The 14325-nt window shown below is 50.5% G+C and carries 13 protein-coding genes; 4 read left to right on the top strand and 9 right to left on the bottom strand.

The features are described from left to right. Window positions 1-3: 3 nt before the first annotated feature. The 4 genes from ACQY69_RS07270 to ACQY69_RS07285 all read right to left on the bottom strand — a co-directional run bounded on the left by ACQY69_RS07270 (window position 4) and on the right by ACQY69_RS07285 (window position 3924). Window positions 4-729 (bottom strand): NAD-dependent protein deacylase, encoded by a 726-nt coding sequence (locus ACQY69_RS07270; RefSeq protein ID WP_428259817.1) that lies wholly within the window; start codon window positions 727-729, stop codon window positions 4-6. A 77-nt stretch (window positions 730-806) separates the two neighbouring features. After that, the gene (locus tag ACQY69_RS07275; RefSeq protein WP_428259819.1) at window positions 807-1487 is read right to left on the bottom strand and encodes a TIGR00266 family protein; all 681 of its coding nucleotides are present in this window, start codon (window positions 1485-1487) and stop codon (window positions 807-809) included. A gap of 191 nt (window positions 1488-1678) precedes the next feature. Continuing rightward, on the bottom strand, window positions 1679-2437 hold the full coding sequence (locus tag ACQY69_RS07280; RefSeq protein WP_428259821.1) for a TIGR03915 family putative DNA repair protein: 759 nt from the start codon (window positions 2435-2437) through the stop codon (window positions 1679-1681). After that, complete coding sequence (locus ACQY69_RS07285) at window positions 2434-3924, bottom strand: putative DNA modification/repair radical SAM protein (protein WP_428259823.1); 1491 nt, start codon at window positions 3922-3924, stop codon at window positions 2434-2436. The genes ACQY69_RS07280 and ACQY69_RS07285 overlap by 4 nt, the downstream gene beginning before the upstream one ends. 399 nt (window positions 3925-4323) lie before the next feature. Between ACQY69_RS07285 and ACQY69_RS07290 the strand changes: the two genes are divergently transcribed. Then, window positions 4324-5187 carry an Rpn family recombination-promoting nuclease/putative transposase gene (locus tag ACQY69_RS07290; protein WP_428259825.1) on the top strand — a complete coding sequence of 288 codons (864 nt, stop codon included), beginning with the start codon at window positions 4324-4326 and terminating at the stop codon, window positions 5185-5187. A gap of 161 nt (window positions 5188-5348) precedes the next feature. Here the strand turns inward: ACQY69_RS07290 and ACQY69_RS07295 are convergent, their stop codons facing one another. The 4 genes from ACQY69_RS07295 to ACQY69_RS07310 are packed head-to-tail and all read right to left on the bottom strand — an operon-like array spanning window position 5349 to window position 10496. Continuing rightward, window positions 5349-6746 (bottom strand): aminopeptidase, encoded by a 1398-nt coding sequence (locus ACQY69_RS07295; protein WP_428259827.1) that lies wholly within the window; start codon window positions 6744-6746, stop codon window positions 5349-5351. A gap of 15 nt (window positions 6747-6761) precedes the next feature. Next, entirely contained in the window at window positions 6762-7427 is a 666-nt protein-coding gene (locus ACQY69_RS07300) for a GntR family transcriptional regulator (protein WP_428259829.1), read from the bottom strand. A 17-nt stretch (window positions 7428-7444) separates the two neighbouring features. Beyond that, on the bottom strand, window positions 7445-8572 hold the full coding sequence (locus ACQY69_RS07305; RefSeq protein WP_428259831.1) for an isocitrate/isopropylmalate family dehydrogenase: 1128 nt from the start codon (window positions 8570-8572) through the stop codon (window positions 7445-7447). 1 nt (window position 8573) lies between these two features. Continuing rightward, complete coding sequence (locus ACQY69_RS07310) at window positions 8574-10496, bottom strand: aconitate hydratase (protein ID WP_428259833.1); 1923 nt, start codon at window positions 10494-10496, stop codon at window positions 8574-8576. Between the two features lie 223 nt (window positions 10497-10719). Between ACQY69_RS07310 and ACQY69_RS07315 the strand changes: the two genes are divergently transcribed. The 3 genes from ACQY69_RS07315 (at window position 10720) to ACQY69_RS07325 (ending at window position 13145) form a co-directional block, all read left to right on the top strand. After that, entirely contained in the window at window positions 10720-11709 is a 990-nt protein-coding gene (locus ACQY69_RS07315) for a response regulator transcription factor (RefSeq protein ID WP_428259835.1), read from the top strand. 204 nt (window positions 11710-11913) lie between these two features. Next, window positions 11914-12696: a threonine/serine exporter family protein gene (locus ACQY69_RS07320; RefSeq protein ID WP_428259837.1), complete on the top strand. Its 783-nt coding sequence runs from the start codon at window positions 11914-11916 to the stop codon at window positions 12694-12696. Beyond that, on the top strand, window positions 12693-13145 hold the full coding sequence (locus ACQY69_RS07325; protein WP_428259838.1) for a threonine/serine exporter family protein: 453 nt from the start codon (window positions 12693-12695) through the stop codon (window positions 13143-13145). The genes ACQY69_RS07320 and ACQY69_RS07325 overlap by 4 nt, the downstream gene beginning before the upstream one ends. A 321-nt stretch (window positions 13146-13466) precedes the next feature. Here ACQY69_RS07325 and ACQY69_RS07330 read toward each other — a convergent pair whose 3' ends face one another. Further along, window positions 13467-14324 carry a P-loop NTPase gene (locus ACQY69_RS07330; RefSeq protein ID WP_428259840.1) on the bottom strand — a complete coding sequence of 286 codons (858 nt, stop codon included), beginning with the start codon at window positions 14322-14324 and terminating at the stop codon, window positions 13467-13469. Window position 14325: the final 1 nt, after the last annotated feature.

Raw genomic sequence — 14325 nt, forward strand, 5'->3', positions numbered from 1 at the left:
TCATCAGTCACCCAGCACTTTTCCTATGGCGTCATTTATCACCAGCGTAGCTCTGCCGTCATACGACGTTTCCGACTTATTGATGAGGATGAGATCCTTTCCCGAGAAGTAATTTATCAGGCCTGCGGCCGGATATACTACCAGGGAAGTACCTCCCACTATCAGTGTGTCCGCTTCACTTATTGCTTTTACCGCACCTGTCAGCACATCCTCGTCCAGCATCTCGCCGTACAGGACCACGTCCGGCTTTACCACTGCGCCGCACTTTTCACACCTGGGGACTTTGTTCTCACAGTTAGCTTCATCCATTATATATTCCAGGTCATATCTTTCGCCGCACTCCATACATGTATTTCTCAGGACTGAACCATGAAGCTCGTACACTTTCCTGCTGCCCGCCTTCTGGTGCAGGCCATCTATATTCTGTGTCACCACGGCGGTGAGCTTTCCCTCTTCCTCCATCTTCGCCAGCGCTATATGCGCTTTGTTAGGTCTGGCGTCCTGATAGATAAGATGCTTCTTGTAGTAATCGAAAAACATCTCTGTGTGCTCCATGAAAAATGAGCTTGATAGCATTTCTTCAGGAGAATGACCGTACTCATTCATCGCCTTGTATAGGCCCGTCTCAGATCTGAAATCGGGGATATTGCTCTCAGTAGAGACCCCTGCCCCTCCGAAAAAGACGATACGCCGGCTTCTATCCACTATCTCTTTCACTCTGTTGTCCATGATCCTCCCCTTTATCTAAACAAGATATAATGTCACAGCGCCGGCTTCCATAGCCGGCGCCGAATTTATCATCCTCATCAGTTTCCTGTAGGCATATATTGTCTGAGAACGCCTGCTACGTTTGGCAACGGCATAGTCTGGAGCCATACGTGTCCCGGTCCGCTCACTATGGTATTGAACAGCCCTTCGCCTCCCAGGAATTTATTTTTTATTCCCGGAACTGTCTGTATATCCATAGAGCAGGTAGCTGACATGGCCGCCAGATGACCTGTATCTACAACTATCTGCTGTCCGGCTGCCAACGAATACTCGACCACATGCCCGTCGAATTCTCCGAATGCCAATCCATTTCCGCTCAGCTTCTGCATGATGAATCCTTCCCCGCCGAACAGACCTCCTCCTATTTTCCTGCTGAAAAACACTGAAAGATTTACACCCATCTCACCGGCCAGGAATGCGCCTTTCTGACATATGAGCTCGTTTCCCGGTGATATCTCGAATGCCTTTATTGATCCCGGGAAGCTGGAAGCGAAAGCTATCAGACCTGCTCCTCCCTGTGCCGTATATACATTCTGGAATATCTTCTCCCCCGCGAACATCCTTCCCAGAGCCTTTCCCACTCCTCCGTTACTGGTAGTCTCCATCTTCATGTTTGCAGACATCCACGACATACCTCCACCCTCGGTGATCATCTGTTCTCCTTCTTCCAACTGACAAACGACTACCGGCAGTGTTTCTCCTTTTATCTCATACTTCACTGTGATACACTCCTTCCCTGCCTAAACGGGTGAGATCGCCATTCACTCAGAGCCCGCCTTCCCAATTATATCGATTTACTAGAGTATATAACTTTACGTGATTTTTTGCAATAATATGTAAACAACAGGTCATTACTTTTTACATTGGCATTACATTAAGGGAAATCCCATGTTCCCGCGCCGTCTGCCCTTCATCTATCTGCCGACAGCTCATTCATCTCCGTAAGGTGCTTCCAATATCTCACCGGCATGAAGTTCTTCTGGCACCTGGGGTTCATCCTCTCCTTTATAGCGATATTTTCAAAGTAGCTTTTCCAGAGCCTGCGGTAGTGGCGTTCATCTGCCGAGATCTCAGGAATGTCAGCGCCGGTGAATGCGGAGATATACCAGCTGCCTCCGTGACCCACAAGCGCCTTGTTCCGCCCCACATCATGTATTATGAACGGATCGTTCCTGTACCTGTCGCAGAAATGGCCTGCTATCAGTTCCAGAACGTCATTGTCAGGCGCCACCCTGCCGTAGAGAATATCCTTCTCCACCACGGAAAAGCGTACGAATTGAAGCATCCTCTCCTTTTCTACGTTTATCTTTTTTTCCAGCGACTGTATATCGAAGACAACCTTGTTCCCGTGGAGTGATGAGACCTGCGAGCCTACCCGAAATCCCAGCAGGATATACCTGAGCATCTTTGTCTCCTTCTCATCGTCATTGGAAAGATAAGCTTTGTACAGACGCCTGAGATCAAAGGATGAGATTTTCTTCTCTATAGCCTCATATACCGTCGTGACCTTCACCGGATCCGTCTCCACCTCCATACAACCGCCCAGCAGCGTCGACTGATACGTATCGCTCCTGTATATGCCGGATGCCTTTTCCGTGTAATAATGATGATATACACATGTGAGTATCCCTTCAAACGTCCCATCGTAAAGGTAATCTATCATGGTCATCTCGCCTCCATAACGTTCTTCGTCCGCTCAGCCTCTGCGGAGCTGTTCAGGATATTACCACCGCCCGGGCTGAAGCCCTCTGCTCCGAACATGGATATCTGCAACCCATCTTCCATCTGAAGTATGGCATTTCTTATGACCTCCGGTTCGAATCGCCTTTCTCCGTAATACCTGCCCAGGCATGTCAGAAAATATTTGGCTCTCCTCAGCACCACACCCATCTTCTTCAGATCTTCAAATCTGACGGCAGATACTCTTCGCTGCCTTACGATGCGCCTGGCCGACACCGCGCCTATACCCGGTATCCTCATCAGCATTTCATATGAAGCTTTATTGACTTCTACCGGGAATCGTTCCAGATTCCTGAGCGCCCATGTTACTTTCGGATCGAGATCAGGATCCAATTGCGTAGCGCCGCCGCTGAACAGTTCTTCTACCGAAAACCCATAAAACCGCAGCAGCCAGTCAGCCTGATATATGCGATGTTCCCTGCCGAGAGGCGGTGGTGTTGACATATCCGGCAATATAGACGATCGAACCACTGGTATATACGCGGAATAATAGACCCTCTTCATCTTAAAAGTCCTGTAAAGATTCTCACTGGTAGTGAGTATGCTCTTGTCCGTTTCTCCTCCCGCGCCTATTATCATCTGGGTCGTCTGGCCCGCCGGTGCGAAGCTGATGTCCCGCCGCCTCTTTGAAGGGAGTCCGACAGATCCGTTTTCACCGCCCGTGACCGCTGATGGCGGCAGTCTCTTCTCTCCTTCCATGACCGGCGCATCGCTGCCTGTCACGAGCTGCCTCCTCAGTGCATTTGTCTCCAGATAATTTTCAGCCGTATTGATGTCCTTTCCTTTGAACATGGTCCCCGGGCCTGTCAGCGCATTACGTTCTATCAGCGAGTTGGTTATCTGTCTCATCGGTGCGAAGATCTCCTTTGGCTTCTTCTGAGGCGCATAAAGCGCCAGACTCTCCGCTGTAGGCATCTCGATATTGACGCTGAGCCTGTCAGCCACCATACCGATAGCATGCAGCAGCTCCGGAGATACCCCCGGGATCACTTTCGCATGGATATACCCTGCAAATCCGTACCTATGCCTCAACAGCTCCAACGCTTCCAAAATCCGCTCAGCCGTATGATCCGGAGAACGTTCCACGGCTGAACTCAAAAACAATCCTTCTATATAATTGCGGCGATAAAACTCGATCGTAAGGCTGGCCAATTCATCCGGCTCAAAGGAAGCGCGGGGAAAATCGTTGCTCCGTCTGTTGATACAATACTCGCAGTCATATATGCACTTATTGGTGAACAGTATTTTCAACAATGATATGCATCTGCCGTCCGCTCCCCAGGAATGACATATTCCAGCGGCATGAGCGCTTCCTATGCGGCCGTTGTTATGACGCCCTACTCCGCTGCTGGAACAGGACACATCGTACTTGGCGCTGTCTGCCAGGATCTTGAGCTTTTCCATGACAGTTTCCATCTCATTTCACCTCCCGCCTGCTTTGTGTACTACATTATACCACGTTGAGAACGTATGTTCAATATGCGAATATGCGTTCTCTGAAATGTCCGGAAAATATGTTCCAATTAGCTCCGCTTCACTCGGACAGGTATATTTCCCAAGAGAGGAGATCCATGATGAGAGGCGAGCTCAGCCCCGTTTATCCGTCTATGCACGTAAGCGCACACCTGCTCACTGACATGAATCGACCGCAGATACACCATCGTACGCCACCTGGCGCCTCGCCAGCATATTTTACTATTTTTTCCATGTAAATCATTGACATCGCATCAGCGGTGTGTTACTCTTTCGTCATGGTAATATATTCCATATTGCGAGTATCAAGGTATCAGTATATAATGAAAGGAGAACTGGGAATTGGAAAAGAAAGAACTAAAGGACCTCGACCTGCTGGACAGATTCCTGTTTGCAGAGGCCATCGAGGATCCTGAGACGATGGAATTGATTTTGGAAGTCATTCTGGGCAGGGAGATCATCCTCAATCATCTTCCTCAGGCTGAGAAGGAACAGAGGCGATTTCTGTGGAGCAAGCAGGTGAAGCTTGACGTATGGGCCAAGGACGTGGACGATGTCGTCTACGATACAGAAGTCCAGAAGCGGAACACGAAGGATCTTCCGAAGAGGAGCAGACTCTACAACAGTCTGATAGACAGCAATCTGCTGCCTCCGGGAACGGCCAGCTACAAACCTCTCAACGATGTGTACGTCATCATAATAACGCCCTTCGACCTGTTCGGAAAAGGGCTGTATAAGTACACATTCAATATGGGATGCCAGGAAGCACCGGGAATCAGGCTGGAGGACGGAGCTACCAGGATATTCCTCAACACGAGAGGGAAAAATCCTGAGGGAGTAAACGATGAACTCATCGACTTGCTGAAATACTTCCAGCACTCCACAGGTGATACGGCCAGAAACTCCTCAAGCAGGAGAATAGCAAGGCTCCATGAGAAGATTTCCGATATCAAGGCCAGTGAAGAAATCGGGGTGAAATTCATGAACGCATGGGAAGAAAAGCTGTTGGATCGGCAGGATGGATATGAGGAAGGCAAGCGGAAAGGACTGGCTGAAGGCGAAGAAAAAGGCCTGGAAACCGGCCGCAAGAAAGGTCAATCCCAAAGATCCAGAGAAATAGCTGTGAAAATGAAAGCAAAGGGCATGAACCTTGAGGAAATCGCGGAGCTGACAGGGCTGAAGGTCTCCGAGGTCGAAAAACTGTAAGAAAAGGCAACTTCAGGAATGTTAAAGAAAATTGAAACGGAGCCGTCGCATCGATGCGACGGCTCCGTTTTTCATCAGGTTTCATTGTTGGCAGACCTGCTGTCTGCACAAAGGCGATGCATCTGTTGCACGGGGCCGCGCGACAGACAAGAATCCACAATCTACATGTTTTTCAAAAACGCCTTATATCCTCTGTATGCCTCATATACATCGGCTTTGCTGGTTATCTCCCATGGAGCGTGCATGCATAGTACAGCCACACCGCTGTCGATGACTTCCATGCCATAGTTGGCCATGATATAGGCGATGGTCCCTCCGCCGCCCGCGTCCACCTTACCCAGCTCAGCGAACTGATAGGCTACTTCGTCATCATCCAGAGCCTTTCGCAGCGCCGCGATATACTCGGCGTTGGCGTCGTTGGATCCACTCTTACCGCGGCTACCGGTGAATTTATTGAATACCGGGCCTCTGGCAAAAAAGGCGGAGCTTCTCTTCTCGAATACTTCCGCGTACATAGGATCATACGCTGCGCTCACATCTGAGGACAACATCCTTGAATTCTGCAGCGTTCTTCTCACCTTGATGTCCGCGCCTTCACCCATCAGCAGCAGGATCTCCGCCACGATGTTCTCAAAGAATCTGGAATGCATCCCGGTGGCACCTACGCTGCCGATCTCCTCCTTGTCTACCAGCACGCAGCAAGCTGTCTTTTCTACCGACTCTGTGTCCAGCATAGCGAAAAGTGACGTGAAGGCGCACACTCTGTCGTCCTGACCGTAAGCCATGATCATGCTCCTGTCGAATCCCATCTCTCTGGCTTTTCCCGCCGGTACGATCTCCAGCTCTGCGGAGACAAAGTCTTCCTCCGTCATGCCGTATCTATCTTTCAGCAGATCCAGGATATTCTTCTTTACGGCATCCTTTTCCTTGTCTGTCACGCCGTCTTTTTTCCCCACCGGCCGGCTTCCCACCAGCAGATCCAGCTTCTCGCCTTCTATGACGATGCCGGCCTTTTTCTCCATCTGCTTCGCAGCCAGATGAATCAGCAGATCGGTGACGGCAAAGACAGGCTCGTCCTCCTTTTCACCGACGCAGACTTCCACTCTGCTGCCGTCCTTCATAGCCACTACCCCATGTATCGCCAGCGGCAGCGTTACCCACTGATATTTCTTTATACCACCGTAATAGTGTGTATCGAGGTAGGCCAGCTCGTCGCTCTCATAGAGAGGATTCTGTTTCACGTCTATCCTAGGGGAATCTATATGGGCACCAAGGATATTCATCCCCTCCTCCAGCGGACGGCTGCCGATATTGAACAGCGCTATGCTCTTATCCATGCACACAGCATATATCTTATCTCCCGCCTTTACTTCGGTCCCGTCTTTTATCAGCTGGCGCAGATCCCTGTAGCCTTTTTCTTCAGCCATGCGGATCGTCAGCGTGACGCATTCGCGCTCCGTCTTTCCCTGATCCAGGCACTCTCTGTAAAGACCGTTTATCTTTTCAAGCTCTTCCAGTCGGCCCTCATCGTATGAGGCCCATATGTTATCTCGTTCCATCTCTGTCACCTCCGTCTAAACGCCGCAGCGTCGCTCCTTGGCTCTGTTGATATGGATCTCCATCGCCAGAGCCCCCGCTTTTACATCCTTGTCCTTGAAGGCTTTGAAGATAGCTCTGTGCTCCTCCAGCACCGTTGTCAGATAATCATCATCATACACAGATTCCGCGCCCTTGTATTTGAGAAAGTTCTGGTAGGAGGACAACAGCTTCTTCAGCATCTTGTTGTGAGACGCTTCGTATATGACCTGATGAAACCCCGTATTGATGGTCAGCATCTTGTCGATATCATTTCTCATGGTATAAAACTCCATGAATTCGAAGGTCTCCTCCAGGCGCTCCATCTCCTCGTCTGTTATCCGCTCGATGGCCCATTTCACCGCCTGTATCTCATAAGCCTTCCGCAGCTCGAACATATCCTCATAATCCTGCTCCGTCATTCCTACGACGAAGGCGCCGCGGTTAAGGATATTCTCCACAAGACCATCTGTCTCAAGCTGACGCAGCGCTTCCCTGACCGGAGTCCTGCTGACTCCGTAGGTTTTACAGAGCTGCTGCTCCGTCAGCTTCTGACCCGGCTTCAGCTTTCCCGTCAGGATATCCTTCTGGAGTTTCCCCAGCAGGCTGGTGGAAAGAGGCGCGTTGCTTATCTCCGTTTCATCGGAAAACTTATACAGTACCATCCCGCATCACCACCGGATCATATCCTCTCCAGCACGAAGCCGGTGAAGTCCGCCGCGGTATTGCCGGTGCCGTCTCCCGGCATGTCAAGGGCTGCCTGCGCCTCGTCGAGAGCCTTTTCCAGCTTCGCCGCCTTATCAGTAAATCCGATATGCCTCAGCATCATCACAGCCGCTCTGTTTATGCTGGCAGGATTGGCGTATTCGCCGATCCCCTCTTCCATCATCCTCGGAGCCGAGCCGTGGATGGCTTCGAACATAGCGTACCTGCTGCCGATGTTGGCGCTTCCGGCTGTACCTACGCCTCCCTGGAGCTGAGCCGCTTCATCGGTGATGATATCTCCGTAGAGATTCGGCAGTATCACCACGTTGAAGTTGCTGTTTATCTGATCGTTGACCAGGTTTGCCGCCATGATATCCACGTACCAGTCGTCGGTCTTTATCTCAGGATATTCCTTGGCCACATCGTAGCAGAGGCTCAGGAACTTGCCGTCGGTCTTCTTCATGATGTTGGCCTTCGTCACGATGGAAACGTTCTTGTTGCCGTTGTTTTTAGCATATTCAAAGGCCGCTCTGGCCAGTCTGGTGGTGCCGATGGTGGTGGTCACCTTGAAATCCATGGAAATATCGTCGCTTATGTCTATTCCCTTGCTGCCGAGGGCATACTCGCCTTCGGTGTTTTCCCTGTAAAAGATCCAGTCGATGCTCTTCTCCGGGATCACCACAGGTCTCACGTTGGCGAAGAGATCCAGCTCACGTCTCAGCGTCACGTTGGCGCTCTCTATATTAGGAAGATCGTCACCCTTGCCCGGCGTCGTCGTCGGTCCCTTCAGCAGCAGATCACATTCCTTGATAGCTGCCAGCACATCCGCAGGCACCGTCTCCATCTTCGCGATCCTGTTCTCCAGCGTCAGCCCCTCTATCTTTCTCAGCTCTATCTTCCCTGCTGCGATCTCGTCAGCCAGCAGCTTTTCCAATACAGCGCGGCAGGAGTCCATGATTATAGGACCTATGCCGTCGCCGTCTATCGTACCTATCACGATCTTTTCCATTGAGGAAAAATCCGGCATAGCCGGTGAATTCTTCAGCTTTTCCACCCTTGCCAGCTGCTCCTCCACGATCTTCGCGAAATGTTCAGTATATGTCATATCAGCCCTCCTTTATGGCGTTGATCTTTCCGCCCTTCAATATCATATTGATCTCGAGATCCGAGAAATTAGGCCTTACATCATAAATCTTGCCTTTAGTCACGTTCTTCACCTGTATCGTATCCTTCTTCACCTGCTCCGGTGCGTTTTCTATCACCAGCTCGTCTCCCAGCTCGAAGGTATCGTAATCAGCCGGATCTTCAAATACGAGAGGCAATATGCCGCTGTTTATCAGGTTGGATCTGTGGATCCTGGCGAAGGACTTGGCCAGCACGAACTTCACACCCAGATACAGCGGAGCCAGCGCCGCGTGTTCACGGCTGCTTCCCTGTCCGTAGTTGTCGCCTCCTACGATGGCGCACTTGCCGGCTTCGTGACATCTCCTGGAAAACTCGCTGTCGATCTTTTCAAAGCAGTAGTTGGACAGGTGAGGTATGTTCGATCTGTAAGGCAGCAGTCTCGAGTCCGAAGGCATGATATCGTCGGTAGTGATATTGTCTCCGGCGTGGAGCACCACCTTGGCTTCCAGCGTCTCAGGCAGAGCCGTGTTTCTCGGGAACGGCTTGATGTTCGGTCCCATGGCTACTTCCGTATTTTCCTTGTTGTGTCCTTCCGGATATACGATGAAATTATCGTTAGGGGCGAAATCCACCGCTGCGATGTCAGGCAGGCTCTCGCCGCTTTCCATACCGTCCGTCAGCACGCCCTTTATCGCGGAAAGAGCCGCCGTCTCAGGGCTTACCAGATATACCTGCGCGTCCAGCGTTCCGCTTCTTCCCTTGAAATTCCTGTTGAATGTCCTCAGGGAAACGGCTCCCGACTTTGGAGACTGGCCCATTCCGATACATGGTCCGCAGGCGTTCTCTATTATCCTCGCGCCTGCGCTGATGATATCGGCCAGAGCGCCGTTTTCCGCCATCTTCTCCAGTATCTTGCTGGAGCCCGGCGAGATGACCAGACTCACGTCAGGGTGTACCTTCTTTCCCTTGAGGATGGCTGCAACCTTCATCAGATCCGTATAAGACGAGTTGGTGCAGCTTCCGATGGCCACCTGATCTACCTTTATCTCGCCGATATTCTTCACGCTGTCTACATTGTCAGGGCTGTGTGGCTTGGCCGCCAGCGGAGTCAGCTTGTCCAGATCTACGATCAGCTCCTCGTCGTATACCGCGTCCGCATCTGCCGCGAGAGGTCTGAAGTCAGCTTCTCTGCCCTGGGACTTCAGATATTCCCTCGTGTTCTCATCGCTCGGGAAGACAGATGTCGTCGCTCCCAGCTCCGCTCCCATGTTGGTGATGGTCGCTCTGTCGGTAACGGAAAGGCTCTTCACGCCTTCGCCCGTGTACTCTATGATCTTGCCTACGCCGCCCTTTACAGTAAGCTGCTGCAGCACGTAGAGGATGACATCCTTCGCTGATACCCAAGGCTTCAGCGCTCCCCTGAGCTCGACCTTCACCACCTTAGGCGCTGTCAGGCTGTATGTTCCTTTGGCCATGGCCACCGCTACATCCAGACCACCGGCGCCTATGGCGATCATTCCCAGGCCGCCTCCCGTCGGAGTGTGGCTGTCGGAGCCCAGCAATGTCTTGCCCGGTTTTCCGTAGTTTTCGAGGTGGAGCTGATGGCAGATGCCGTTGCCCGGCTTTGAAAACAGCACTCCGTGTCTTCTGGCCACGCTCTTGATGAACTCGTGGTCGTCGGCATTTTCAAATCCCGTCTGAAGCGTGTTGTGATCTATATATGCCACTGACAGCTCAGTTTTTACTCTGTCTACCTCCATGGCTTCCAGCTGCAGATACACCATCGTTCCCGTCGAGTCCTGCGTCAGGGTCTGATCTATTTTTATGGTGATCTCCTCCCCCGGCGAAAGGTTCCCTTCGATGAGGTGATCTTCCAGAATCTTGTACGCCAATGTCTTGCCCATTTTACATATACCTCCTGTTCATATTCTGAATTTTGTATTTCTGTATACAATTATACAATCGCAACGCCAGCCGGTCAACCCCTGCCTGCGTTTTCCCCGACCCTTTTCCGTCACTTTTGCCTGATATCTGTTGACTTACACGCGAAAAAATTAATATAATATGATGTAGACGAACGCCTCTATTTTTAATTCATCTTCACAGTTACCGGGCGGCGGAGGTTTTATGGATAATACAGCAGGCAGCTTGAACGATATATACAACTTCATATATATAGCCGTAATAATTCTTGGAGGTGTCACTCTGACCCTTACTCTCATACTCAATGCCAAGGAGAAAGATAAACGGAACAGAGCGATGCTGATATGCGTCAGTTCGATTTTCTTTTACATGATCACGGACTTCATCACTTACTATTTTCTGGGAGAAATGGCATCGGGCGGTCTTGTCTTCTTCTTCATGATGGCATCCGACACGCTGTTTGGTGTCCTCGTAGCCGCATGGATATACGCTGTCATGGTCCTGGCACGTCTGGAAACGGCTTCTAACATCAAAATGCTTATAATATTCTCCGCCATATATCTGCTGGTTTCTCAAGGCCTGTCTATAGCGCTGGGCAGATACGACTCATACACACTTCTGGTCATGAGCGGTCCATGGAAAACAGTTCTCCAGGCTGTCATCTTCGTATACGACGCGACTGTCGTCATCATAGGTGTACGCCTCAGCATCCTGATCCATAAAAGATATACGGAGCAGTCCAAGATAAATCTTCCGCTTATAATGTCTCTGCTGTTGGCAGGATACATGATATGGATAATCTACTGGGATTACAGCACCTGGTATCAGACTGAGGAAAACCTGCTGGGTGTATATGCGCTGGATCCACTCATCCCGCTGTACGCCGCCCTCAATATTTTCATGATACATTACTTCTACAAGACAGATCCCCTCAGGATATCCGAAGCTCAGATATCCTCTGAAGATGCTGTCAATATCTTAGCCCGCAGAGCCATGCTTTCCGACAGAGAGAAAGAGGTTTTAACGCTGGTCAACAAAGGACTTGGCAACAAACAGATAGCCGCTGAACTTTCTATCTCGGAAAATACGGTGAAGCGCCATATGAGCAATATTTTCAAAAAGACAGAGACTCAAAGCAGGCATGAGCTGCTTTACAAGATATCCACTGCGAATCAATACAACAAACAAATATAAATCATACATATCGATGATACCTTACAGACGCGCGCGGTCAGACATGATGCATCTGTCATGAATACCGGGCGCTTTTTACATATTATTTACACGGTATCTTCAACACATGGCTTCCGTTATTTGTTATAATAAGGCTGCCTGAAACATATACTCGCTTTATGCGAACAGACGACTGCAAACATTTTATTTTAAAGGGGATCTTAAATGGTAAATGTATTTCAGAAAAAAGTTCTGATGCTGGCGCTCTACGCCGGCGAGATCATGATGAGAAACGGGGCCGAAGTATATCGAGTCGAAGACACTATGACCCGAATATGCAAGTCCTGCAAGATAGACAGTGTGGAAGTCTTCGCTACCCCTACAGGCATATTCATTTCCATGGACAAAGGCGGCGACGAAGACGATACTCAGACCTATATAAAAAGGATAGCCGGCATCAATACCGACTTACGAAAGATATCAGACGTCAATCATTTTTCCAGACAATTCACCACCACCGATCTTTCCGTAGACAAGGGCATGGAAATACTGAAGGATATAGATGAAAAAAAGGGGTATCCACTGGCTCTTCGAGTCATAGGCGCGATTATGGTCTCGGCGGCCTTCTGTGTCATCATGGGAGGAAGAGCCATAGACTGCTGTATAGCTATAGTCTCGGGAGCGCTGTGTTATCTTTTCTCACGGCTGCTGAAAAAGGCGGACATCAACTCATTCGTAACAGGATTCTGCAGCTGTGCGTTAGCCAGTTTCATCGCTCTCTTCGCATCACTATCCATCAAAGGAGCTAACTATGACCCTATTATCATCAGCGCCATCATGCTGTTCGTTCCCGGGGTAGCGCTTACCAACTCTATCCGTGACTTTCTGTCAGGGGACATGCTGTCAGGCGTCGCCCGACTGATGGAAGCCATCCTGACCGCCATCTCTCTGGCCGCCGGCGCCGGAGTGGTGATAAAGCTGTTCGACATTCTGGGAGGTGCCATATGACTTCCCCACTGTGGCTGCAATTCCCATGTGCTCTATTCGTCACCTGCGGATTCTGCATAATATTCAATGTGCCCGCCCGCAAAATCCCTCTGTGCCTGATAATCGGTTCCGTAAGCTGGATGTCCTACGAGATATTCCTGTATTTCGCGCTGTCACCGGTATTGGCGGCATTCATAGCCTCCTGCCTTGTGTGGCTCCTCAGCAACATCTTCGCCAGAGCTTTCAAGGAAACATCCACCATGTTCATAATCCCAGGCATCATCTGCCTCGTTCCAGGTTCCGGCGCCTACTACAGTATGCTGGCTATCCTGGAACATTCGGACGACGCTTTCGCGGAAACAGCCAGGGAAACACTGTTGACAGCCGGAGCCATCGCTGCCGGACTTCTGTTCATGGGATCCATCACAGGTGTCTTCCTGCTGCTGACAAAAAAGCTGCGGGGAAAGTAAAGATATTGAAACCATGAGATGCGGGTTCGTACGAATGCACCCAAAAAAAGCTGCTGCAATGCTTTTATGGTACAAATCCGCCTTTCTGAAGCCTGTTCTGGATCCCAATGCACCTAATTCCCCGACAATGAACAATGTCATGGGTGCAGGATGCGGCTTATAATTCCTAAAACCGCACCCATCCCTCACTATCCACTGCATCCTTGGGTACATTCACTGGCCACAGATCTTTCCAAAAGTCTCTTTTTGCACCCAATCCTACCAGATTTCCCATGCCATGGGTGCTTTACTGGAGCTGACTACATCTGCCGTTCAGCAGGCCTACAGGCTCTCCAGCTTCTTCACCGCGTCGCTCAGCAGGTTTCCTTTAAAGTCTTCTATATTACCGCTGTCGCAGGCTTCTGCCAGCTCAGGTTCTATCGGCAGTTTGCCCAGCACATCCAGCCCATGCTCCCCGGCCACCTGATCCACCTTGCTCTTTCCAAACAACGGGATCTCCTTTCCACAATCAGGACATTTGATATAGGACATGTTCTCCACGATGCCCAGTACAGGGATATTCATCATTTCCGCCATTTTCACGGCCTTCTCTACTATCATGGAGACCAGTTCCTGCGGCGATGTCACTACGATTATACCATCCACCGGTATAGACTGGAACACCGTGAGAGGTACATCCCCTGTTCCTGGAGGCATATCGACGAACAGATAATCCACATCGCCCCACAGTACGTCGGTCCAAAATTGCTTTACAGTTCCGGCGATCACCGGGCCTCTCCATATCACCGGATCAGTGTCGTTTTCCAGGAGGCTGTTTATCGACATGGTGCTTATCCCCGTCCTTGTCTTCACCGGCAGCACTCCCAGCTCGTTTGCCGTCGCTTTCTCCGTGATGCCGAATGCTTTAGGGATAGACGGCCCTGTGATATCCGCATCCATAACCGCCGTATTATAACCCTTTCTCCTCATGTTGACAGCCATCAGCGACGTCACCAGAGACTTTCCTACGCCACCCTTTCCGCTGACTATAGCGATGACTTTCTTGATATCATTGAGACTGTTGGTCTCCTCCAGCATACTTCCCGGCTGACTGCTGCAATGTCCCGCACTGGCACAATTGCCGCAGTCGGAATCACAGCTTCCTTCCTGCTGAACTTTTTTCTTTTCCTTTTCATCCATT

The organism is Gallibacter sp. Marseille-QA0791, from assembly GCF_965119705.1.
GTDB classification, from domain to species: Bacteria; Bacillota; Clostridia; order Peptostreptococcales; family Anaerovoracaceae; genus Lentihominibacter; species Lentihominibacter excrementipullorum.

Bases quoted from the DNA above. Each gene is read 5' to 3' on its own strand.
- ACQY69_RS07305 (WP_428259831.1), bottom strand. From the start codon at position 8,572: ATGACATATACTGAACATTTCGCGAAGATCGTGGAGGAGCAGCTGGCA.
- ACQY69_RS07280 (WP_428259821.1), bottom strand. From the start codon at position 2,437: ATGACCATGATAGATTACCTTTACGATGGGACGTTTGAAGGGATACTC.
- ACQY69_RS07310 (WP_428259833.1), bottom strand. From the start codon at position 10,496: ATGGGCAAGACATTGGCGTACAAGATTCTGGAAGATCACCTCATCGAA.
- ACQY69_RS07315 (WP_428259835.1), top strand. From the start codon at position 10,720: ATGGATAATACAGCAGGCAGCTTGAACGATATATACAACTTCATATAT.
- ACQY69_RS07325 (WP_428259838.1), top strand. From the start codon at position 12,693: ATGACTTCCCCACTGTGGCTGCAATTCCCATGTGCTCTATTCGTCACC.
- ACQY69_RS07300 (WP_428259829.1), bottom strand. From the start codon at position 7,427: ATGGTACTGTATAAGTTTTCCGATGAAACGGAGATAAGCAACGCGCCT.
- ACQY69_RS07285 (WP_428259823.1), bottom strand. From the start codon at position 3,924: ATGGAAACTGTCATGGAAAAGCTCAAGATCCTGGCAGACAGCGCCAAG.
- ACQY69_RS07320 (WP_428259837.1), top strand. From the start codon at position 11,914: ATGGTAAATGTATTTCAGAAAAAAGTTCTGATGCTGGCGCTCTACGCC.
- ACQY69_RS07270 (WP_428259817.1), bottom strand. From the start codon at position 729: ATGGACAACAGAGTGAAAGAGATAGTGGATAGAAGCCGGCGTATCGTC.
- ACQY69_RS07330 (WP_428259840.1), bottom strand. From the start codon at position 14,324: ATGGATGAAAAGGAAAAGAAAAAAGTTCAGCAGGAAGGAAGCTGTGAT.
- ACQY69_RS07295 (WP_428259827.1), bottom strand. From the start codon at position 6,746: ATGGAACGAGATAACATATGGGCCTCATACGATGAGGGCCGACTGGAA.